The organism is Tenacibaculum aquaeponti, from assembly GCF_057221555.1.
In genome coordinates this window covers 3,720,412-3,743,141 of sequence record NZ_CM170147.1, presented here as the reverse complement: position 1 = coordinate 3,743,141, position 22,730 = coordinate 3,720,412, and the positions used below count along the sequence as shown (strand labels likewise).

Below are 22,730 nucleotides of genomic sequence, written 5' to 3'. Positions count from 1 at the left end.
AATCTATTATTGAAAAATACATATGAACGTTGAATAAACAGAAAACAACTAATAATAATCTTATAACCTTAAAGGTAACTTTGTCTTGAAATCTTTTTAAAAATTGAAATATTACTCTGAAAAATAGAGTCCATAACAATAAATTCCCAAGGAAACCCAAAACATAAATTTCACCTGACATAGAATTTGCCCATGTGCTATTTGTTTCTTACACAAAAGGAAAACCATAAAATGTAGGTCCCAATTCTGGATAATCACAGATATATTCAAACTTTAAAAAATCAACAGTAAGTACTCCTAAAGCTAAAATTATTGAATATCTAATTGTACTTAATTCTTTCATTATTCAATGCTTTACTTTCTGCTTATACAGCACATTTAACACTAAAGCTATAACTACTAAAAGAACTCCTAAAACACTTAATAAAGGATATTGATCTCCAAACCAAATCATTCCTAAAACCATTGTAAAAACTACTTCCACATACTTTAAAGGAACTATTTTATTAACAGAACCTAACTGATAAGCTTTCGTCATAAATAATTGTCCGAAATACCCAAAAACCCCAAGACTTAATAGAATAAACCAATCATTACCTTGAGGAGTTTTCCAGTTTGAAATAGATAATACACCTCCTAAAATTGTAGAAATCCACATAAAATAATTTACAATAACTACTGGATGATCTTTATCTCCTATTTTTGAAATCACTACATAAACTAAGCCACTAAAAAAAGCTGAAACTAAAATTAAAGACAATCCTAAAACATTGATTTCATTATCAAAACCCTTAATTAAAAGTACTCCTAAGAAGGCTAATATGAAATAGAACCATTGCAACTTAAAAATCTTTTCTTTCAAAAAGAAAACGGCTAAAATTGCTGCAAAAATTGGTGAAGTATACCGTAAAGAAACTGCTGTTCCTATAGATAAATAGTCTGTAGATGCAAAAAATAATCCCATAGAAGTTACACCAACTAAACCTCTTAATATTAACAGCTTTTTCTGATTTCCTTCCATTGGAATTTTATGATACAATAAATATCCCATTGTAAAAACTAACGATCCTACTGCTCTAAAAAATACTTTTTGATAAGTTGAGTAACCTGATAAATACTTTACAAATACATTCATTATTGTAAAACATAATGCACTCAACAACATTAAATAAATTGCTTTCTTCATCAAAAAAATCTTTTAGTGTTTTGCTAAACAGACATATTAGAGAATAAAAAAGCGAAGTGAAAACTTCGCTTTTTTATGATTTATATTGAGATATTAATTTTCTTTTACTGAAAGTAAATTTGCAAATAATCGATAAGCCCCTGGAACACCAGCTGGTAATTCTCTAAAGAAACTTAAGCCAGTGTAAATGTAATTCCCTTTTCCGTATTTTGCTACCAATAAACTTCCTTTTTTAGTAGATTCTCCTTTATCATTCATAGCTAAAATCGGAGTAAACTCATTAGCCCACTTATTTGGAAAATATAAACCACGCTCTTGTACCCAACCTTCAAAATCTTTATCAGAAATTTTGTTTGGATAGTTTAAAACCATGTGCTCTTTTGCTAGAATTTCAACTTTAGCATGTTCGTCTGTAACTCTATCTCTAGACAATTGTAAATCGAAAGGAGGCTTTACATCTACTCTTCTGTTTGTGTTGTATTGTACAACAACATTTCCTCCATTTTTCACATATTCTAATAAATGTTTTTGCTTAAACTGTAAAACTTTCTTAGTGTTATATGCTCTAATTCCTACAACTACAGCATCAAACTTATTTAAAATAGTTTCATTAATTTCTTCTGGAGTAATCTCTGTAACGTTATATCCTATTTGACGTAAACTTTCTGGTACTGCATCTCCTGATCCTTGGATATAACCAATCTCTTTACCTTGTTTTCTAATATTTAAACGAACAACCTTTGCTTTAGATGGTAATAAAACAGATTGTTTTGGAATATGGCTATAATTAATCTCTATTAATTCTTTATCAAAATCTTTGTTACCAACAGTAGCTACAGCTTTTATATAACCTTCAGATTGCTTTTTAGATGGAGAAACCATAAACTTTATTATTTGTTTATCTCCTTTTTGATCAATTTTAAAATCAGATTCAACTGGAAATACTCTCCATCCTTCAGGAATTTTTAAAGCTATTTTTCCTGAAACATTTGCTTCACCTGATCTTACTTCTACAGCTACTTCTTTTGATTCACTATTAGAAAAAATTAAAACTTTATCTTTTAATTTTGTTGTTACTTTAGGTAAAATTTCAAAAGGTTCATAAATCTCTCCTTTATCTCTTTGAGAATATCTTCTTACTACATTTTTAGTAAATGAAATTGGAGTATTTTCTATCGTTAAGTTGAACTTTACTTGAATCGGACGAGAAGTTTCTGGATTCCCTCTTAATTCTTGGTTCTTTACTGTGTACATTCCTAATCCCCATTCGTCAGATAACCAATATGGAGTAGAATAACCTAAGCTTCCTACTGCGATAGTTTCAGTAAAATTTTTTCTTTTATTATCTGATAAAGCTAAATCTTTCTTTACTACTTTTTTACTTGGTAACCACTCAATAGATGTTAAATCCATAGAAACTCCACTTCTATTTAGAGCTTCAAAGTCTACTTTCACATCTGAATTTGGAGTTGTACTTGAAGTTTTAGCTGAAGCTTCTAAGTATAAACCTGCACAAGCTTCAATAATCTCTTTTATTTCTTTAGACTTAATTGCTTTCCAATGTTCATCTTTTAAACCTTCAATTAACTGATAAGCTTTTAATAAATTTGGTAAATGTTTTGATGGATTTACAAAATCGAAATTCTTTTCTACATCATACAAAATATCACCAATGACTCCTCCACCTTCTACTCTATTCCAAGTTGTATTAATTCCTGAAAATATATCTTTTTTATCTTTTGGAAAATTTCCTTTTAAGAACTCAACGTATTCTGTTTGTTCTCCTCTAGTAGTTAATCTACCAAATCCTTGACATAAATGTTGGCTACTTGCTATTGAAGCTAATTCGTTATTAGAAACTCCTTTTAAAGGATAATATACACCAATATCGAAATTTAACATTTTACTTTTATCAGCCTTTTCAAAGTTTTCTCTACTTCCATAAAACCACCAAGATGTGTTAAAGTACAAGCTATTTGGTTGCCAAATAGATGTATATTTTAATTGTTCAGGATATTTTGTTTTATCAGCAGCTAAGTCAAAAGCCTCTACACTTAACATTGCTGAAGTTGTGTGATGACCATGTGTAGTTCCTGGAGTTCTATGATTAAATCTATTGATTATAACATCTGGTTTAAATGTACGAATTGCCCAAACAACATCTGCCAAGACTTTATCTTTATCCCAAATATTTAAAGTCTCCTCAGGATGTTTAGAATACCCAAAGTCATTAGCTCTAGAAAAACGTTGTTCTCCACCATCTACTCCTCTAGCTGCTAGTAGTTCTTGAGTACGAATTACCCCTAACAATTCTCTGATTTCTGGACCAATTAAATTTTGTCCTCCATCTCCTCTTGTTAACGATAAATAAGATGTTCTTGCTTTAACATTATTTGCTAAATAAGCAATCAAACGTGTGTTTTCATCATCTGGATGTGCAGCCACATATAATGCAGAACCTAGAAAGTTTAATTTTTGAACTTTCTCATAAATCTGATTTGTATTTAATTTTTGGGGTTTTTGACCTAAAACTGAAAAAGTAATCAGCAAAAATGAAAGGCTAACTAGTATCTTTTTGTTCATTTTTAATAGTTAAGATTGACAAACAAATGTAACCTTTTTACTATTCTAACTTGTTGAGTTTAACAAAACACTAACATTTGTAAGTTCATAAAGTGTACGAATAAAGTAAAAATACCATAATACGATTTATTTCATTTAAATATGAAATGAAAACGCTATTCAAACAAAGAATTTACACAAACCATTCATCTTTAAAACCAATTAAATACAATTTTTCCTGAGCTCTTGTAACTGCTGTATATAACCAACGTAAATATTCTACGTTACTTCCATCAGGTAGATATGGCTGTTCAATAAATATTGTTTTCCACTGACCTCCTTGAGATTTATGACAAGTCATTGCGTAAGAAAATTTTACTTGCAATGCGTTAAAATATTTATTCTTTTTCACTCCCATGAATTGCTTATATTTCGATTTTTCATGAGCGAAATCTTCTTTTACTGCTTCGTACAAACGGTTTGATTCTTCATAACTTAATGAAGGACTTTCACTGGTTAAAGTATCAAGAAGTAATACAGTTTCAAATGGTTTCATATCAGGATAATCGATCATTCTAATTGTAACCTCCGCGAACTTAAACCCGTATAATTCTTTAATATCATTAATTCGCATGACTTCACAAATATCTCCGTTGGCAATAAAACCTGCCGAAGAAGAATCTTTCAACCAGAAATAATTGTTTTTTACTACCATTACATAATCTCCAACAGAAATTTCATTTTCTTGTCCGCGTATTTTTGTACGAATTTGTGAATTATACTGATTCGCTCTTTTATTAGAACGTACAATTATTGCTGTATCTTCTACTCCAATATCTCCATCATAAGCATCTGTAATCGCATCTTGAATTTCATATCCATCTTGTAAACGAACTATATCAGGGAAATTTACATCGAACTGAAAATCTATTCCTTCATTCTGAATTAACAACCTTAAATCTGTTGCATTTGCCAAAATTCCTGAGTCTTGTTGCTGACGAACTACTTCATCTAATTCTATTTCATTTACATTTTTATTAAAATGAAGTGACAATTTATCTGCATCTAAAGCTGGGCTCACATCTAATTTTACTGGTGGTAACTGTGCCGTATCTCCAATAAAAATGAGTTTACAATTCTTTCCTGAATATACATATGATATTAAGTCATCAAGTAAAGATCCGTTTTCAAAAAGCTTCGCATTTTGGACTTGATCAGAAATCATCGAAGCTTCATCGACAATAAAAATTGTATTTGTATGCTTATTCGGCTGCATTACAAAACTGACTCCACCATTAGTTTGTTTTTTAGGAAAATAGATTTTTTTATGTATTGTAAAAGCTTGTCTTTTAGAATAACCTGATATTACTTTTGCTGCCCTTCCTGTAGGAGCTAATAAAACTGCTTTTTTTCCTGCTTTCCACAAATTATGAACTACCGTACTGATTACCGTGGTTTTACCTGTACCCGCATATCCTTTCAATAAGAACAATTTATTAGTTTCAGTATTGAAAATATATTCAGCTAATTGGTTTATTAACTCCAATTGTTTTTGGGTTGGATCGTAAGAAAATTTCTGAATAATCTCTTTATGGAAATCGTTAGCAGATTTAATCATATTTAAAATAAAATCACAAAGGTAAATGTATTATTAAATATTTGTTTTCATGATTGAAAAAAAATTGTAGATTTGCGATTATCATACTTAAAAAATCTAAAAACAATGTTAGCATTACTAATTATAGGATCTTTAATAGGTACATTCTTATTAGCATATATCATCGTAAAATTCGTTCCATTAAAACTTAGAGGTGTAGTTTCAATAGTTTTATTGGCTATCGCTGGGTATTTAGTGTACTTAATTTATGGTGGAATAATGGAGCCAATTAAGTTTGACGTTGAAAAGAAGAAACGTTACAGTAAGGTAGTTGATCAATTAAAACTAATTAGAGATGCTCAAATCAAATATAAAGACGTAAAGAATAGTTACGCTAGTAACAAAGATTCTTTGATTTATTTTATTGAAAAAGATTCTTTACCTATTATTGAAGTATACAATCAAGATACAATTGTTAATGTTGGTGGAGGTATTACTTCTGTAAAAACTATTCGTAAAGAGCGTATTTCTAACTATGAAAAAATCATCGATTATTTTCAAGATAGAGATTACAACAATATGTTTAAAGTACCAGATACAGATAAAGAGTTTAAATTAGAAACAAGTGTTATCGAGAAAGTTACTGGTTTATTTGTACCTGTGTTTGAAGCTAAAATAGAAAAAGAAGTTGTTTTAAAAGGATTACCTAGACACCTTGTTAAGCAAGAATTAGAAGCTATTGAAGCTGATCAAATTAAAGGTGCGTTTGTATCTGTTGGATCTTTAAATGAAGTTTCTACTGGTGGTAACTGGCCTCCATATTATGACAAAGGAGATGCAAAAGCTGAAACAAAAGAGTAATAAAGAAATCATATCTCAACATAAAAAGTTGTCCATCCAATTTAGTTTGGATGGATTTTCTTTTTGTATTAAAGATATTCCTACTAATGAAACTTTAGTAGTGACAGAATATGTATTTAAAGAAAGGTTAAATACTCCAAACTTATTATTAGAGAAAATCAATCAAGTATTTGAATCTGATAAAGATTTACAAACAAGTTTTGATAAAGTTACTGCTGTACATCAAAATAAACTCTCTACCATAGTACCTAATGATTTGTTTAATGAAGATCATTTAAAATCTTATTTAAACTATACTATTCAAACATTATCATCTGATTTAGTAGTATATGATGATCTATATATCAACGCTAAAAACATTTACATTCCTTATGTAAATGTTAATAATTTTCTATTTCAAAACTTTGGTGAATTTGAATTTAAACATCACTCTACTTTATTTGTTGATGAAGTTTTAAAACAGAAAGAACAGTTTAAAGACAACGCTATATTTGTAAACGTTTCTTATGCTAATATGGATGTTGTTATCTTAAAAAACGGTGAGTTTAATCTATATAATTCATTTTTTTACAATACGAAAGAGGATTTTATTTATTATATCTTATTTTGTGTTGAACAATTAGAATTAGATCCTAATGAGTTAACCTTATATTTTTCAGGTAATATTATTAACGACTATGAAATTTATAAGATCACTGAAGATTACATTAAAAACATAGAATTTTTAAAGCCAAATCACGACTTTTTCGAAAAGTCTGAATATTTTTTTAAACACTCACACTATACCCTTTTATCTTAAATGCGAATAATTTCAGGAAAATATAAAAGCAAAAGAATCTCTGCTCCAAAGAATTTACCAGTTCGACCTACAACGGATATGGCTAAAGAATCGTTATTTAATATTCTTAATAATCTTTACTATTTCGATTCTATTTCTGTTTTAGATCTTTTTGCTGGTACTGGAAATATTAGTTACGAATTTGCTTCTAGAGGAACAGAAACTATTTATGCTGTAGACGCACATTTTGGATGTATTAAATTCATTAATAAAATCGCTAAAGACTTAGAATTAGATATTACCACTTTTAAAAGTGATGTTTTTAAATTTTTAGAAAAAACAGCCTTAAAAACTGATGTAATTTTCGCTGATCCTCCTTATGATTTTGAAGTAGATAAATTTTTAAAAATTGTTGATTTAGTCTTTGAAAAAGAACTTCTAAATGAAGAAGGGGTTCTAATAGTTGAACATTCTAAACATACAGATTTATCAAATCATCCTAAGTATAGTTACGAAAAGCGCTACGGTGGTAATGTTTTTAGTTTTTTCGATAATTAAAAGAAATAAACTTAAATCTGTTTCTTTACCTTATTTGGATTGATGAAAAAAGCCTTTCTTACCTTGTATCCGGTCTTTTTTAACTGGTTTAGGAATTCTAATTTTCTATTTTTTAGATAGCAAAAATTTTAATTTTTATATATTTCAACATAGATTATTGGTATTAATCATCTGTATTGTTCTATTTATTACTTCTATAATAAATGTAATCAACTCTTATAAGATGAATTCCTCTATTGGTTTAATTTTAAACTCAATAGCAATTATTATTTCATTAATACTGCCTATTTTACTAACATTGGGCGTATTGTGGCTGATTCATTAATCTTTTTCTAACACTTTAAACTACTTTAACATATTTTTTATTACTATAACTATAGTTATAGTAATTCTTTTTATATATTCGCAACATGAACAAATTAACCAAACCTGAAGAACAAATAATGCATTATCTGTGGAAACTAAAAAAAGCTTTCCTAAAAGATATTGTAGATGAATTTCCTGAACCTAAACCTGCCTACACAACAATTTCTACAGTAGTTCGTGTTTTGGTTAAGAAAAAGTTTATAGACTATAAAGCATTTGGAAAAACCAGAGAATATTATCCTTTAATAAGTAAAAACAAATATTTTAAAGAATATATGAATGATGTAATCTTTAGCTTTTTTAATGGTTCTGCAGGTAAATTTGCTTCTCATTTCACTAGAAATGAAGATTTGAATCTTTCTGAATTAGAAGAAATAAAACAACTTATTGATGAAAAAATTCAAAATTTAAAAGAACAAAATGAGTAATTATTTAATATTTCTTGTTAAAAGTAGTTTGATCTTTATTGTCTTCTACTTAGCTTATGTATCACTATTCAGGAAACATACATTTTTTCAACTGAACAGATTAATTTTAATACTTTTTATTCCTGTTTCTATTATTTTAAGTTCTATTGATGTTTTTTCTCCTCTAGAAATATCGAGTATAAACATTCCTAAATTTATAGAAATTGACCAAATGATGAGTGAGAATTTTTCAGAGAATCAGATTTTGAAAGAAAAATTCAATTATTCATTTATAATCACTTTGTTATATTTTTTCGGAGTTATCATTTCTCTTTTTTCTTTAATAAAATCTGTTCAACAACTTATTAAACTAAAAAAAGAATCTCAACTTAAAAAATCTAGAAAATACACTTTTATATATGCAAATATCACTGAGGTATTCTCTTGTTTTAATTGGATTTTTATTCCAAAATCAAAAAGAGAAAACATAGATAACTTGATTATTGAACATGAAAAAAAACATGTTGATTTTAAACATACTTTAGATCTCCTAATCACTGAATTATACATCATACTGTTCTGGTTCAACCCTTTTGTTTATTACTTCAGAAAATCATTAAAATCTGTTCATGAATTTCAAGTTGATAAAGAAGTATTACTAACTAATAAAATTAACATATCTGATTACTTAAAAGTTCTTAGAAAAGAAATCAATAGTAAAACCAATATCAAGCTATACAGTTATTTCAAACAACCAATTATTAAAAAAAGATTAGAAATGATTTCAAAAAATAAAACCAATTCTTTCAAAAAAATAAAATACTTAATACTAATTCCAATAATTAGCATCTGCCTATTATCATTTAATCAAGATGATTTTAACAATAATTTACCTGTAATAATTACAGATAATAATTCAATTCCATCTATTTTTCCAATCCAAAATAAAACAGTTTCAGATATCACATCTCATTTCGGCAAACTAAGAAAGTTTGGTAAAAAAAGTGAAGCTAAAATTCATCAAGGTATTGATATTAGAGCTGCTATTGGAACACCTATAGTTGCAACTGCAGACGGTATTATTTCTTATGCGTCTTACAAAGGAAATTGGGGAAATTTAATTGTTGTAACACATACAAATGGATATGAAACTTGGTATGCACATTTGAACAGTTTTAAATTAAAAAAAGGAAAATCTGTTAAAAAAGGGGAAGTAATTGGATTTACTGGAGATACAGGTTTATCAAAAGGTCCACATTTACATTATGAAGTAAAGCATAATAGTAAAAATGTTAACCCTTTAGACTATATAAAATAATTAACTATAAAACTATATTCAACTTTTAATTGAAAATGAAAAAAACTATTTGTCTACTATTTACTATTTCTAATATTTTAATTATATCAGCTCAAAAAAAACTAAAAAACACAAAAATTGTTGAGAATTATATTAATCACGTAAAAAATGATTCTTTAGAAAAAAACACAAAAAAAGAAGTTTTTAATGATGAGTGTTTCACAGAAAATTGGGTTACTACTCAATTTACTGCTTATGCAAATCCGAAAGTAAAATTTCCTTTTGAAATTAAATTTTCAGATTCTACATATGCTTCACCAATATCAAAAAAACGTGTGATTACATCTCGATACGGTTGGAGAAGAAATAGACCACATAGAGGAATTGATATCGATTTGGTAACTGGTGACAGTGTCTTTAGTATTTTACCAGGTAAGGTTCGTTTTGTAGGCCGTAGTTCAGGATATGGTAAAACTGTTGTAATACGACATGATAATGGTTTAGAAAGTGTTTATGCACATTTATCAGGCTTTATTATAAAAAAGAACGACATTGTAAAGAAAGGGCAAGCTATAGCTTTTGGAGGAAACTCAGGAAGATCTAGAGGTAGTCATTTACATTTAGAAACTAGATATAAAGGAATTGCTATTAACCCGGAATACTTATTAGACTTAAAAAACAGTAATAAAATTCGTGCTAAAAATCTATGGGTAACTAGAGATTGGGCGAAAACTTACTATCATAGTTCTAAAAGACAAAGCAGACTTGTAACATTAGATTCTTATGAAAAAGCTTTAGCTTATAAAAAGCGTAAACGCAAAGTATATATTGTAAAGAGTGGTGATACGCTATCTGGAATAGCTTACAGAAATAGGACTTCTATAAGTCGTATTTGTAAAACAAATAAGATTAGAAAAACAACAACTTTAAGAATTGGACAAAAATTAATTATATAATATTTTAAATTATTTCTTCAATAGATTAAAAAGAAAAGAGAACCTGAAATTATTTAGGTTCTCTTTTTTTATTTTACCAAAACAAAAAACTCTAACTGTAATGGTTTTAATTCTTGTTTTAATGTTTGTATAAAATCATCTCCATACTCTAAGTAATATTCAGAAAAGTTACGTTTTCGCTCCTCTAAACTCAAACTTGGTAATATTGCACTTTGCAATGAAGTAATTCTTTCTACTAAATCTGATTGTTTTCTTTTTTCTGCTCTTAATAAACGTTTTTGTAGGTTTTCTAAACCTTTTAATTGTTTTTTCTCTTGTGCATTTACAGCTCCTGTAAAAGAAGCGTCAGTTTGTGATGCAATAACTCTTAAGTCTGAAAATTGTTGTTCTAATATGCTTCTTTGTTGTTCAAAATTAAAACTAACCTCAGCATTTTCATTTACTTTTTTAGCTAATAAATCCTGCTGTTTTAAAAATAATTCTTCTACAGAAATAGAAAGTCTTTCTAATTTACCAAATTGTTTTTTACTAATTACTTGCACAGAATTACGCAATAAAAGAATTGGAAAAGGAACTTCTACTGCTTCAAAATACGTTTTTAATTGCATCCAATAAGCTAGCTCTCCTCCTCCACCGATATAGCATAAATTTGGTAAAATAACTTCTTGATATAAAGGTCTCATAATTACATTTGGTGAAAATCGTTCAGGATAATTTTCTACCTCATTTAGAATTTCTTCTTCAGAAAAACTTAAATCCGTATTATTGACTTTATATACACCATCTTCAAGAATTATTCGCTCTCTTAAATTATCCGTTAGATAAAACAAGTTAATCTCTCTAGGATTTACCTGGATCTTGTAATTCTCCTCTAAACTTGTATTTGTTTCTGAAACATGTTTATATGAAACTGAATTTAATAAATCTTTAACGACATATGATTTAAACAACGACTTTAATTTAGAGTCATCTGCATCAATAATTACTAATCCAAATTCAGCAAATAATGAATTCGCTATAAATCGTGTTGCATTAGCTAAATTATCATGTTTTATATAAGCTTCAAAAAACAACTCTTTCAAAAACTCAGCATTTCTAGAGTTTCCTAGTTTATTAGAAAAAGATTCAAATACTTCAGATAATCCTTCTGTACTAAAACGACCTACTCCACCAGCTTGATTTGAATTCCATTGAACTTTTTTTTCTTTGAAGTTGAAATAATTAATCTCCTCAAAATCATGATCTTCAGTAGCCATCCAATAAATTGGAACAAAATTATCGTTTGGATGTTTTTCCTTCAACTCTTCTGCTAAATTGATTGCAGAAATAATCTTGTATAAAAAATATAACGGACCTGTAAAAAGATTTAGCTGATGTCCTGTTGTTACTGTAAATGTATTTTCGTTAGCGAGTAACTCAATATTAGCACTTGTACTTTCAGAAATATTTTCCTTTACATATTGAGTCTTTAAAACTTCAACTAAAACAGTTCTATTAATTTTAGAAAATGTTTTCTTTTTTTCTAATATTTGATTTTTAAAACCTTCTGAATTAGGAAAATTGTGATAAAAACTAGTCAATTTTTCTGATTGCTCTAAATAATCACACATCATTTTAGAAAAAAAACCAGTTTTTTGAAACGGTATGTAAGTACTACACTCACTCTCGGTTAACGACATTAGCTAATTGTTTTGAGTAAAGTAACAAATTTAACGCTTTGCTTACAACTTGAATTCATCTTAACAAAACTTTATAAAATCTATTTTCTATTTTTACATTATAAATAATCTATAATGCAATTTAAACATCCTGAGATTTTATATTTCTTATTTCTTTTAATAATTCCCATTTTAGTACATCTTTTTCAACTGCGAAAATTTAAAAAAGTTCCTTTTACAAATGTTGCATTTTTAGAGAATTTAGTCATAAAAAACAGGAAAAGTTCTCAACTAAAAAAATGGTTAGTTCTATGTACTCGTTTGTTATTAATAACAGCTTTAGTATTGGCTTTTGCACAACCTTTTTTCAGCAATGAAAATGTAGACACAGAAAATCATGTGGCAATTTATTTAGATAATTCTTTAAGTACAAATTCAAAAGGTTCCAAAGGAAACATCTTAAAAGTTGCTAGTCAAGAAATTGCAGAAAATATTTCTCCGAACAATACCTATTCACTTTTAACAAATTCTAATATTTATCAGAATATTTCTGGAGATGAATTGAAGAAAATCGTATTAAACACAAAAAATTCTGTTCAAAGTTTATCAATCAGCGATGTTTTACTAAAACTATCAAATATTAATGGAGCTACAGAAAAAATTTTAGTTTCAGATTTTCAAAATATCAAAGATGAAGCCTTCAATTCTGTATCTTCTACTCTTTCTCTAACTCAAATATTACCAGAAAAAAGAGAAAATTTAGCAATTGATAGTGTGTATTTATCTACTAATACGAATGCTAAGAGCACTATAAATATCAATATTAAAAATCAAGGTACATTAAAAGAAAATATTCCTGTAGCAATATACAATGGTAAAAAATTAATAAGTAAACAAACTTTTACGATTCAAAAAAATGCGGAAAAGGTAATTTCTTTTGCTATTGAAAACATCAGTAATTTTACTGGAATTGTTAAACTTGATCATACTGATACTTTTGAGTTTGATAATGAATTCTTTTTCACTATCAATTCTAATGAAAAAATTAATGTTTTAGCTATTGGAAATGATAATGATTTCTTATCAAGAATTTATACCGAACAAGAGTTCAACTTTACAGGTTCTACAATACAAAATGTAAATTATAACACTCTAAATCAACAACAACTTATTGTTTTAAATGAAGTTGACAAACTTCCTGAAAGCTTACTAAGAAGTTTAATTGATTATACAAAAAATGGTGGAAGCTTAGCAATTATTCCAAATGCAAAATCCGAATTTAAATCGTACAACAAATTATTTGAACGCTTAGGAGTTGGAAAATTATTAAGTAAGAAAATTGATTCCTTAAAAATCACTAAAATTAATTTTAACCATCCTTTATTTAAAAATGTTTTTGATAAAAAGGTGACTAATTTTCAGTACCCAACTACAACAACTACGTTTAATACTAAGATGAATCGATCTAGTAGTATTATCGACTATGAAAATAACGAACCTTTTATACAAGAAACTAATTCTTCTTCTTCTAGTAAAGTATACTGGTTTTCTTCTCCTTTAAACAAAGAGAAAAGTAATTTTACCAATTCGCCTTTGGTTGTACCTGTATTTTATAATATGGGAAAACAGAGTTTAAAGCTGTCTAAATTATATTACACATTAGCCCAGCCTAATACTATAGAAATTGCTACTCAATTAGAAAAGGATGATATTTTAACAATTAAGAATACTAACAATTCTTTTATTCCATTACAGCAAACTTTTCAAACGAAAGTAAAATTAAGCACTAGTGAATTACCTGAGAGCAAAGGTTTTTACACCATTGAAAAAGGAAATCTAAAAGTTCAAACTATTGCTTATAACAATCCTCCTGCCGAAAGTTCATTAAACTACCTAAACATCAATAGTTTAAAAAAGAAAAATATTAGTATAAATAATTCTCTAGAAGATAATTTTAAAAAAATTGAAGATAAATACAAAGTTCATTGGTTTTGGAAATGGTTTTTAATTCTTGCCATTGTATCTTTGTTGCTAGAAATTTTGATTCTAAAATACTTTAAAGTATGATCACGCTTTTAAAATCAGCGAAAATAATAGATCCTTCAAGTCCTTTTCACAATAGCGTAAAAGACATTTTAATTTCAAATGGTGTTATTACTGAAATCAGTGATACTATTGATACCAAAGAAAATTACAATACAATAACTCTTGATAATTTACATGTTTCTACTGGCTGGTTTGATACTAGCGTTAGTTTCGGTGAACCTGGTTATGAAGAAAGAGAAACTATTGAAAACGGACTTTCAGTTGCAGCTAAATCTGGTTTCACACGAGTAGCTGTTAATCCAAATACACAGCCAATTACAGATTCTAAATCTGCTGTAGAATATTTAATTCATAAAGCGACTAGTAAGGCAGTAACACTCCATCCAATTGGTGCTTTAACACAAAAATGTGAAGGTATTGAAATGGCAGAATTGTTTGATATGCAACAATCTGGAGCTATTGCTTTTGGTGATTATAAGAAACCAGTAGAAAACGACAACCTTTTGAAAATTGCATTACTTTATGCTCAAAATTTTGATGGTTTAGTTTTAAGTTTTCCTAAAAACAAGAAAATCGCTGGTGAAGGTGTCGCACATGAAGGTGTTAATGCAACACGATTAGGTTTAAAAGGTATTCCTGCTTTAGCAGAAGAAATTCAAATTGCTAGAGACTTATTTTTATTGGAATATACTGGGGGGAAATTACACATTCCAACCATCTCTACTAAAAAATCGGTAGCACTTATTAAAGCAGCAAAAAGTAAAGGGTTAAATGTTACTTGTAGTACTGCTGTGCACAACCTTTTATTAACTGATGAAAAATTGATTGGTTTTGATGCTAGAGTAAAAGTAAATCCTCCGTTGCGAACAGAAGAGGATCGTTTAGCTTTAATTGAAGGCGTAAAAAACGGAACTATCGATATAATTACTTCAGATCATAATCCTATTGATATTGAAGAAAAAAAAGTAGAATTTTCTATTGCAAAAAATGGAACCATAGGTTTAGAAACTGCTTTCGGAGCATTAAATTCGATTTTTGATATAGAAACGATTACTAAATGTTTAAGTACAAATCCTAAATCTATCTTTGGAATTGATAATACTTCTATAACTATTGATTCTAAAGCAGAGCTTACTTTGTTTACTACAGAATTAGAAGTTGTTTTTAATGAAAATGATATCCAATCAACTTCAAAAAACAGTATATTTATAGGTGAAAAACTTAAAGGTAAAGCATATGGAATATATGCGAACCAACAATTAATTTTAAACACCTAATCTACAATGAGAAATCTAACAACAATCGAACAAGGAAAAACCAATGCTATAATTAGTTATATCACAATAATCGGTACAATTGTAGCTTTTATATTAAACAGTTCTAAGAAGAATGCTTTTACAAGTTTTCATGTTAGACAAATGGTTGGACTAAATTTAATATCACTAATCAATAGCTGGGTAGTTTATCGATTTTTTGGAGGAATTGTCTCTTGGATTATTTCTGGTTTACTAATCGTACTATGGTTTATTGGATTTATGGGAGTGTTGAACGGTGAAGAAAAAAAAGTTCCTATTTTAGGAGATTACTTCCAAGATTGGTTTAAAAGTTTATAATATTTAATGAGTTTATTTTATAAGGAAAGAGCACCGAAAGTTGCTACTGAAAATCCGAATGTTTTAATTTTACTTCACGGATACGGAAGTAATGAAGATGATTTATTTTCTTTTGCTGAAGAATTATCAGATGAATTATTAATAATAACTGTTAGAGCTCCTTATGAAATGGGCTATGGAGGTTATGCTTGGTATGCTATAAATTTTGATGCAAACAACGATAAATTTTCAGACACAAAACAAGCTAGTGAATCTGTAGATAAAATTGCTGTTTTTATTGACGAAATACAAGCAAAATACAATACAAACAAAACATTTTTACTAGGATTTAGCCAAGGTGCAATTTTAAGTTACGGATTAAGTTTACGTTATCCTAACAAAGTACAACATGTAGTTGCATTAAGTGGATATTTACTTGAAGATTTAATTCCAAAAGAAATTTCAGAGTCAATAACAACTGATTATTATATTTCTCATGGAATTGTAGATCAAGTAATTCCTTTTGCTTGGGCTAAAAAAACTCCAGATTTCTTAAATAAACTCAATTTACAAAACGAATTTCATGAATATCCTGTTGGGCATGGTGTTGCTCCTCAGAACTTTTATAGTTTTAAAGATTGGATCGATAAGAGGTTATAATCTTAGTATAAACAATTTCTATGTTTAATAAATTCTTTTAAATAGAGATAGTTTACCTTTGCACGAGATTAAGCTTAGATAACTACTATCTTTTTAACCTAAATGTTTTTTTATATGGATATTTTCACTCACCAAAATGCTTATATATGGTTTGTTCCAATTTGTGCTTTAGCCATTGGTGTTGAGATGTATTTTAGCTATAAACGAAAAGCTAAAAATTATGAATTTAAAGATATTTCAACAAACGTATATTTTGCGTTAGTTAATGTATTTTTAGATGGATTGATGTACGCTACTTCGTTTGTGGTAATGGATTTTTTCTATGATTATCGTTTCATTAATTGGGAAGGTACTGGATTTTTATACTGGTTTATAGCATTTGTTGGTCAAGATTTCTTGTACTATGTACATCATTATGTAGATCATCATTCAAGATTTTTCTGGGCTGTTCATGTTACACATCATAACTCAGAATACTATAATATCTCTACAGGATTCCGTTCACCGGTTCTACAGCCATTTTATCGTTTTATGTTTTTAATTCCATTAATTTTAATAGGAATTCAACCCTTACATATCATGTTTGCTTATGCGATGAACCAGAATTATGGAACTTTATGTCACACGAACTTTATAAAACCAACGAAAAGAAAAGGTTTCGTAGGTTTCTTACTAAAAACTTGGGAATATATATTTGTTACTCCTTCTCATCACAGAGTTCATCATGCTTCTAACATTAAATATTTAGACAAGAACATGGGAATGTTTTTAATTATTTGGGATAGAATGTTTGGTACATTTCAGGCTGAGGAAGAGGAAATGGAATACGAAAAATTAAAATTCGGATTAACAAAACCTTTAGATGACAAAGGACCTGTAAATATCATTTTCCACGAGTGGAAAGATATCTTTAAAGACTTTTTTCATAACAAAAAACATTTGCCTTTAGGAACTCGTTTAAAATATGTTTTTATGCCTCCAGGTTGGAGCCATGATGGAAGTTCGAAAACGAGTAAAGAACTTCAAAGAGAATTAAAGTTAGATAAATAATAAAAAACGCTACAAATATTTGTAGCGTTTTTTATTATTCCAATTTTAGATGATAAATTATCCTAAAATTTGCTCTGCGTGGGCTTTAGTTTTCACTTTAGCGATAACATCAGTTAAAACACCATTTTCATCGATTACAAAAGTAGTTCGGTGAATACCATCATACTCTTTCCCCATAAACTTTTTTGGTCCCCAAACTCCAAATGCATTAATTACAGATTTATCTTCATCTGCTAATAAAGGAAATGGTAATTCGTGTTTGTTGATAAAGTTTTGTTGACGCTTTGCACTATCTGCACTTACTCCTAAAATCTCATATCCTTGCGCTTGAAAAGTTTCATAATTATCTCTTAAGTTACAAGCTTCAGCTGTACAACCTGGAGTACTCGCTTTAGGATAGAAAAAAACAACTAACTTTTTCCCTTTGTAATCTTCTAATTTTATGATATTTCCGTCTTGATCTTTAGCTTCAAAACTTGGCGCGTTATCTCCTATCTTAAGTGTTGTCATAATTTGGTATTTTTGTTAAGTAAAAATACTGAAAAAATGAACAAAACAGAAAAAGTTCAGTTTGTAATTGACACTTTAGAACGATTATATCCAGAAACTCCTATTCCTTTAGATCATACAGATCCTTATACATTATTAATTGCCGTTTTAATGTCTGCTCAGAGCACTGATGAACGTGTGAATAAAATTACACCTTTACTTTTTGAGCGTGCAGATAATCCTTATGACATGGTACAATTGTCTGTTGATGAAATCAGAGAAATTATAAAGCCTGTTGGACTTTCACCTATGAAATCGAAAGGAATTTATGGTTTATCCAAAATTTTAATAGAAAAACATAATGGAGAAGTTCCGAAAAGTTTTGAAGCTTTAGAAGCATTACCAGCTGTTGGACATAAAACAGCTAGTGTAGTAATGGCTCAAGCATTTAATATTCCTGCATTTCCTGTTGATACTCATATTCATCGTTTAATGTATCGTTGGAATTTATCTAACGGAAAAAGTATTGCACAAACAGAAAAGGATGCAAAACGTTTATTTCCTAAAGAAATTTGGAATAAACTACATTTACAAATTATCTTTTATGGTAGAGAGTATTGTCCTGCAAGAGGTTGGAACTTAGATAACGATATAATTACAAGCGCAATCGGAAGAAAAACTGTAATTACAGAATACTACAAAAAGAGGAAGAAATAAAAAAGCTCCAGTTCGCACTGAAGCTTCTTCACTCTTAATTCAAATTCAATTCAATGAGAACATCGTTATTTGTTCTTACCGTTTTGAAGCTTTTGGAAAAGTTTAATATAAATTGTATTGTTGTTTTTTTAGGGTTCATCCTGAAATTGGATGGTTTTTCAGAGTAAATTTGCGCCATATAAATAATTTATTGTTTAATTATAAATAGTAACGCACAACATATCAATTTATTATTAGTTAATTAAAATTATTTTATTCTTATCTATTAATTTTCTGATATTTATCAAAGCATAACGCATTCTTCCTAATGCAGTATTAATACTTACACCTGTATTTTCAGAAATTTCATTAAAACTCATGTCCATGTAAATCCTCATCTTTAAAACCTCTTTTTGTTCTTCCGGAAGTTCCTCAATTAGGTTTTTTACATCTAATAAAATCTGATCTTTAATGATTCGCTTTTCAGCATTTAAAGCATCGTCACTGATAATAGAAAAAATATCAAACTCATCTGAGTTATTAAAAAACGGCATTCTATTATTCTTTCTAAAATAATCAATAACTAAGTTATGAGAAATTCGCATCACCCAAGGTAAAAACTTCCCTTCTTCATTGTAATTACCTTTTTTAAGGGTTTTGATCACTTTAATAAAAGTATCTTGAAAGATATCTTCAGCAACATCTCTATCTTGAACTTTGCTGTAAATAAAACTAAAAATGCGTTGTTGGTGTTTTCTAACAAGAAACTCTAGAGCGATTTCTTTACCGTTAATATACTCTCTAACTAAGACACTATCGTCTGCTATTTTTTTATACATAACTACTACTTTTTGAGAGATATTTCTATCTCATTTTGGGAATTATATTAAATTTTTAAAAGTAGTTTTTTTGTATAGGCGTATGATTTTTAAACAATTATGTACAGGACAAATATATTTTTTTTATCTCAAAAAACAAATTTTAAGTTGTTTAAATTAAAAAAAACATTAATAATTATCTTCATTTTACTTGATTATAGATTGTTACTTGACTGGTAAAATCACTATTTTTGATGTTTATTTTTCGAGTTCATGAAAGTAGATATTACTAAAGTAAATCCCAAAGAAAATATAATCATAAAAGGCGCATCATTACATAATTTAAAAGATATTGATGTAGTTATCCCTAGAAATAAACTTGTGGTTATAACCGGACTTTCTGGATCTGGTAAATCTTCATTAGCCTTTGATACTTTATATGCGGAAGGACAACGACGATATGTAGAAAGTTTATCTTCTTATGCACGTCAATTCTTAGGAAAACTAAACAAACCGAAAGTAGATTACATTAAAGGGATTGCTCCTGCTATTGCAATTGAACAAAAAGTAAATTCTACCAATCCAAGATCTACTGTTGGAACTTCTACAGAAATCTACGATTATATAAAATTATTATACGCCAGAATTGGTAGAACCTTCTCTCCTATTTCTGGAAATGAAGTCAAGAAACATACAGTAACCGATGTTGTAAATCATGTAAAATCGTTAAATGAACAAACAAAACTTCTTTTAATTGCTCCAGTAGTTATACCTAAAAAGAGAACTATTGAATCTTTATTACAAGTTTTAAAACAACAGGGGTATGCTAGAATAAAATACAATAATAAAGTTTATCGAATTGATAAATTCCCTATTGAAGATTTCAAAGGAAATAATATAGATTTAGTTGTAGACAGAGTTGTTATTCAACATGATGAAGATTTCTACAACCGCTTAGCAGATGCTATTCAAACAGCTTTCTTTGAAGGAAAAGGATTTTGTTATGTTGAAAATTTAGAAACAAAAACTAAAACAGAATTTAGTAATAAATTTGAGCTAGATGGCATTACTTTTTTAGAACCAAATACACACCTTTTCAGTTTTAACAATCCTTACGGAGCTTGTCCTACTTGTGAAGGATACGGAAATGTAATTGGTATCGATGAAGATTTGGTAATTCCTAATACAGGACTATCGATTTATGAAGATGCAATTTTCCCATTTAAAACAGATGCTTATAAATGGTATAAGGAAAATTTAATTCTGCATGCAGATAGTTACAACATTCCAATTCACAAACCTTGGTTCGAGCTTACAGAAGAACAACAAAATTTAGTTTGGGAAGGAACAGATAAATTCATGGGAATTCATCATCTGTTTAACGAATTAGAAGAAAAAAGCTATAAAATTCAGAACAGAGTCATGTTATCTCGTTACAGAGGTAAAACTAAATGTCATGAATGCGACGGAAAACGCTTAAGAAAAGAAGCAAACTATGTTCAAGTTAGTGGTAAAACAATTTCTGATTTGGTAAATCTTCCATTAGACGAATTAAGCGTATTCTTTAAATCTATTACTTTAAATGAATATGAAGAGAAAATAGCAAAACGATTATTAACTGAAATTAATAATAGACTCCAATTTTTAACTGATGTTGGATTAAGTTACCTTACATTAAATCGTACATCTAATACATTATCAGGAGGAGAAAGTCAACGTATTAACTTGGCTACTTCTTTAGGAAGTTCGTTAGTTGGTTCTATGTATATTTTAGACGAGCCAAGTATTGGACTTCATCCAAAAGATACAGAACGATTAATTAAAGTACTTAAAAACTTACGTGATCTTGGAAATACGGTAATAGTAGTTGAACATGATGAAGACATCATGAAAGAAGCCGATTACATTATCGACATTGGACCAGAAGCAGGAACTCACGGAGGAAAAGTTGTTGCAGAAGGAACTTACGATGAACTAATAAAATCGAAAACTCTTACTGCTGAATATTTATCTGAAACCCTAAAAATAGAAGTTCCTAATCAACGTAGAAAAACTAAAAATTTCATTAAAATTTTAGGAGCTAGAGAGAATAATCTTAAAAACATAGATGTAACATTCCCTCTAAATAACTTAACAGTAATCACTGGAGTTTCTGGTAGTGGTAAAAGTACACTTGTAAAAAAATTACTGTATCCAATTATGCAAAAGAAATTAATTGGTTACGGAGATAAAATAGGTCAGTACACAGATGTACAAGGAAGTTATGAAAACTTAAAACATGTAGAGTTTATTGATCAAAATCCAATAGGTAGATCATCTCGATCAAACCCTGTTACTTATATAAAAGCTTACGATGATATCCGTAAACTTCTATCTACACAGAAGTTATCTAAAATTAGAAATTATCAACCAAAACACTTTTCTTTTAATGTAGAAGGTGGTCGTTGTGAAGTTTGTAAAGGTGAAGGTGTAGTTACCATTGAAATGCAATTTATGGCCGATGTACATTTACAATGTGACAATTGTAAAGGGAAACGCTTTAAAAAGGAAATATTAGAGGTTAACTTTGAAGAAAAAAATATTGACGATATTTTAAACTTAACTATTGATGATGCTATTGACTTTTTTACAGAAAATGGCGCTATTAAAATAGCAAAAAAATTAAAGCCACTTCAAGATGTTGGATTGGGTTATGTTCAATTAGGACAATCTTCTTCTACTTTATCAGGAGGTGAAGCACAACGTATAAAATTAGCTTCTTTTTTAATGAAAGGAGATACAAAAGATAAAGCGCTGTTTATTTTTGATGAACCTACCACTGGATTACACTTCCATGATATCAAAAAGTTATTAGCTTCTTTTAATGCTTTAATTGAAAAAGGACATTCGATTATTGTTATTGAACATAATATAGACCTTATTAAATGTGCTGATTATATAATAGATTTAGGTATAGAAGGTGGTAAAAAAGGTGGCCAATTAATTTTTGAAGGAACTCCAGAAGAATTGGTTAAAAATAAAAAATCGTACACATCTAAATACATTTCAGAAAAACTATATTAATAAATGATATTTTTACTGTAAAATTTTAAGATTAACTTCTTTAAAAAACAAAAAAATCATAAAATACTTGACTAAAAGATAAGATTTGAA

The 22,730-nt window shown here is 28.5% G+C and carries 20 protein-coding genes; 13 read left to right on the top strand and 7 right to left on the bottom strand.

What is annotated here, in order from left to right:
* Nucleotides 1-208: 208 nt before the first annotated feature.
* From AC2TEO_RS17030 to AC2TEO_RS17015, 4 genes are all read right to left on the bottom strand, one after another.
* Complete coding sequence (locus AC2TEO_RS17030) at nt 209-343, bottom strand: hypothetical protein (protein WP_442265970.1); 135 nt, start codon at nt 341-343, stop codon at nt 209-211.
* Nucleotides 344-346: 3 nt separating this feature from the next.
* A complete protein-coding gene (locus AC2TEO_RS17025) occupies nt 347-1,186 on the bottom strand; it encodes a DMT family transporter (RefSeq protein ID WP_442265969.1) in 840 nt (279 codons plus the stop codon).
* A gap of 93 nt (nt 1,187-1,279) precedes the next feature.
* Entirely contained in the window at nt 1,280-3,769 is a 2,490-nt protein-coding gene (locus tag AC2TEO_RS17020) for a PIG-L family deacetylase (RefSeq protein ID WP_442265968.1), read from the bottom strand.
* A gap of 172 nt (nt 3,770-3,941) precedes the next feature.
* Nucleotides 3,942-5,366, bottom strand: coding sequence for an ATP-dependent DNA helicase (locus AC2TEO_RS17015; protein ID WP_442265967.1), 1,425 nt, complete (start codon nt 5,364-5,366; stop codon nt 3,942-3,944).
* A gap of 105 nt (nt 5,367-5,471) precedes the next feature.
* On the opposite strand from AC2TEO_RS17015, the gene AC2TEO_RS17010 reads away from it, so the two are divergent.
* From AC2TEO_RS17010 to AC2TEO_RS16985, 6 genes are all read left to right on the top strand, one after another.
* The gene (locus AC2TEO_RS17010; RefSeq protein WP_442265966.1) at nt 5,472-6,206 is read left to right on the top strand and encodes a hypothetical protein; all 735 of its coding nucleotides are present in this window, start codon (nt 5,472-5,474) and stop codon (nt 6,204-6,206) included.
* A complete protein-coding gene (locus AC2TEO_RS17005) occupies nt 6,181-7,005 on the top strand; it encodes a DUF3822 family protein (RefSeq protein ID WP_442265965.1) in 825 nt (274 codons plus the stop codon). Before AC2TEO_RS17010 ends, AC2TEO_RS17005 begins: the two co-directional genes overlap by 26 nt.
* Complete coding sequence (locus tag AC2TEO_RS17000) at nt 7,006-7,542, top strand: RsmD family RNA methyltransferase (protein ID WP_442265964.1); 537 nt, start codon at nt 7,006-7,008, stop codon at nt 7,540-7,542.
* Between the two features lie 410 nt (nt 7,543-7,952).
* Complete coding sequence (locus tag AC2TEO_RS16995; protein WP_299679499.1) at nt 7,953-8,336, top strand: BlaI/MecI/CopY family transcriptional regulator; 384 nt, start codon at nt 7,953-7,955, stop codon at nt 8,334-8,336.
* A complete protein-coding gene (locus AC2TEO_RS16990) occupies nt 8,329-9,633 on the top strand; it encodes a peptidoglycan DD-metalloendopeptidase family protein (protein ID WP_442265963.1) in 1,305 nt (434 codons plus the stop codon). The genes AC2TEO_RS16995 and AC2TEO_RS16990 overlap by 8 nt, the downstream gene beginning before the upstream one ends.
* A gap of 35 nt (nt 9,634-9,668) precedes the next feature.
* The gene (locus AC2TEO_RS16985; RefSeq protein ID WP_442265962.1) at nt 9,669-10,568 is read left to right on the top strand and encodes a LysM peptidoglycan-binding domain-containing M23 family metallopeptidase; all 900 of its coding nucleotides are present in this window, start codon (nt 9,669-9,671) and stop codon (nt 10,566-10,568) included.
* Nucleotides 10,569-10,636: 68 nt separating this feature from the next.
* On the opposite strand, the gene bshC is transcribed toward AC2TEO_RS16985, so the two are convergent.
* Nucleotides 10,637-12,247 (bottom strand): bacillithiol biosynthesis cysteine-adding enzyme BshC, encoded by a 1,611-nt coding sequence (bshC, locus tag AC2TEO_RS16980; RefSeq protein ID WP_442265961.1) that lies wholly within the window; start codon nt 12,245-12,247, stop codon nt 10,637-10,639.
* A 114-nt stretch (nt 12,248-12,361) separates the two neighbouring features.
* On the opposite strand from bshC, the gene AC2TEO_RS16975 reads away from it, so the two are divergent.
* From AC2TEO_RS16975 to AC2TEO_RS16955, 5 genes are all read left to right on the top strand, one after another.
* Nucleotides 12,362-14,293 carry a BatA domain-containing protein gene (locus tag AC2TEO_RS16975; RefSeq protein WP_442265960.1) on the top strand — a complete coding sequence of 644 codons (1,932 nt, stop codon included), beginning with the start codon at nt 12,362-12,364 and terminating at the stop codon, nt 14,291-14,293.
* A complete protein-coding gene (locus AC2TEO_RS16970; protein ID WP_442265959.1) occupies nt 14,290-15,549 on the top strand; it encodes a dihydroorotase in 1,260 nt (419 codons plus the stop codon). The genes AC2TEO_RS16975 and AC2TEO_RS16970 overlap by 4 nt, the downstream gene beginning before the upstream one ends.
* A gap of 6 nt (nt 15,550-15,555) precedes the next feature.
* The gene (locus AC2TEO_RS16965; RefSeq protein ID WP_442265958.1) at nt 15,556-15,885 is read left to right on the top strand and encodes a hypothetical protein; all 330 of its coding nucleotides are present in this window, start codon (nt 15,556-15,558) and stop codon (nt 15,883-15,885) included.
* A 6-nt stretch (nt 15,886-15,891) separates the two neighbouring features.
* Nucleotides 15,892-16,524 carry an alpha/beta hydrolase gene (locus tag AC2TEO_RS16960; RefSeq protein WP_442265957.1) on the top strand — a complete coding sequence of 211 codons (633 nt, stop codon included), beginning with the start codon at nt 15,892-15,894 and terminating at the stop codon, nt 16,522-16,524.
* Nucleotides 16,525-16,638: 114 nt separating this feature from the next.
* Nucleotides 16,639-17,574 (top strand): sterol desaturase family protein, encoded by a 936-nt coding sequence (locus AC2TEO_RS16955; RefSeq protein WP_442265956.1) that lies wholly within the window; start codon nt 16,639-16,641, stop codon nt 17,572-17,574.
* A gap of 57 nt (nt 17,575-17,631) precedes the next feature.
* Here AC2TEO_RS16955 and bcp read toward each other — a convergent pair whose 3' ends face one another.
* Nucleotides 17,632-18,084, bottom strand: coding sequence for a thioredoxin-dependent thiol peroxidase (gene bcp / locus AC2TEO_RS16950; protein ID WP_299679472.1), 453 nt, complete (start codon nt 18,082-18,084; stop codon nt 17,632-17,634).
* 36 nt (nt 18,085-18,120) lie between these two features.
* Here bcp and nth point away from each other — a divergent pair, with 36 nt between their 5' ends.
* Nucleotides 18,121-18,780 carry an endonuclease III gene (gene nth / locus AC2TEO_RS16945; protein ID WP_442265955.1) on the top strand — a complete coding sequence of 220 codons (660 nt, stop codon included), beginning with the start codon at nt 18,121-18,123 and terminating at the stop codon, nt 18,778-18,780.
* Between the two features lie 233 nt (nt 18,781-19,013).
* Here nth and AC2TEO_RS16940 read toward each other — a convergent pair whose 3' ends face one another.
* The gene (locus tag AC2TEO_RS16940; RefSeq protein WP_442265954.1) at nt 19,014-19,598 is read right to left on the bottom strand and encodes an RNA polymerase sigma factor; all 585 of its coding nucleotides are present in this window, start codon (nt 19,596-19,598) and stop codon (nt 19,014-19,016) included.
* 252 nt (nt 19,599-19,850) lie between these two features.
* Between AC2TEO_RS16940 and uvrA the strand changes: the two genes are divergently transcribed.
* The gene (uvrA, locus tag AC2TEO_RS16935) at nt 19,851-22,640 is read left to right on the top strand and encodes an excinuclease ABC subunit UvrA (protein WP_442265953.1); all 2,790 of its coding nucleotides are present in this window, start codon (nt 19,851-19,853) and stop codon (nt 22,638-22,640) included.
* Nucleotides 22,641-22,730 lie beyond the last annotated feature (90 nt).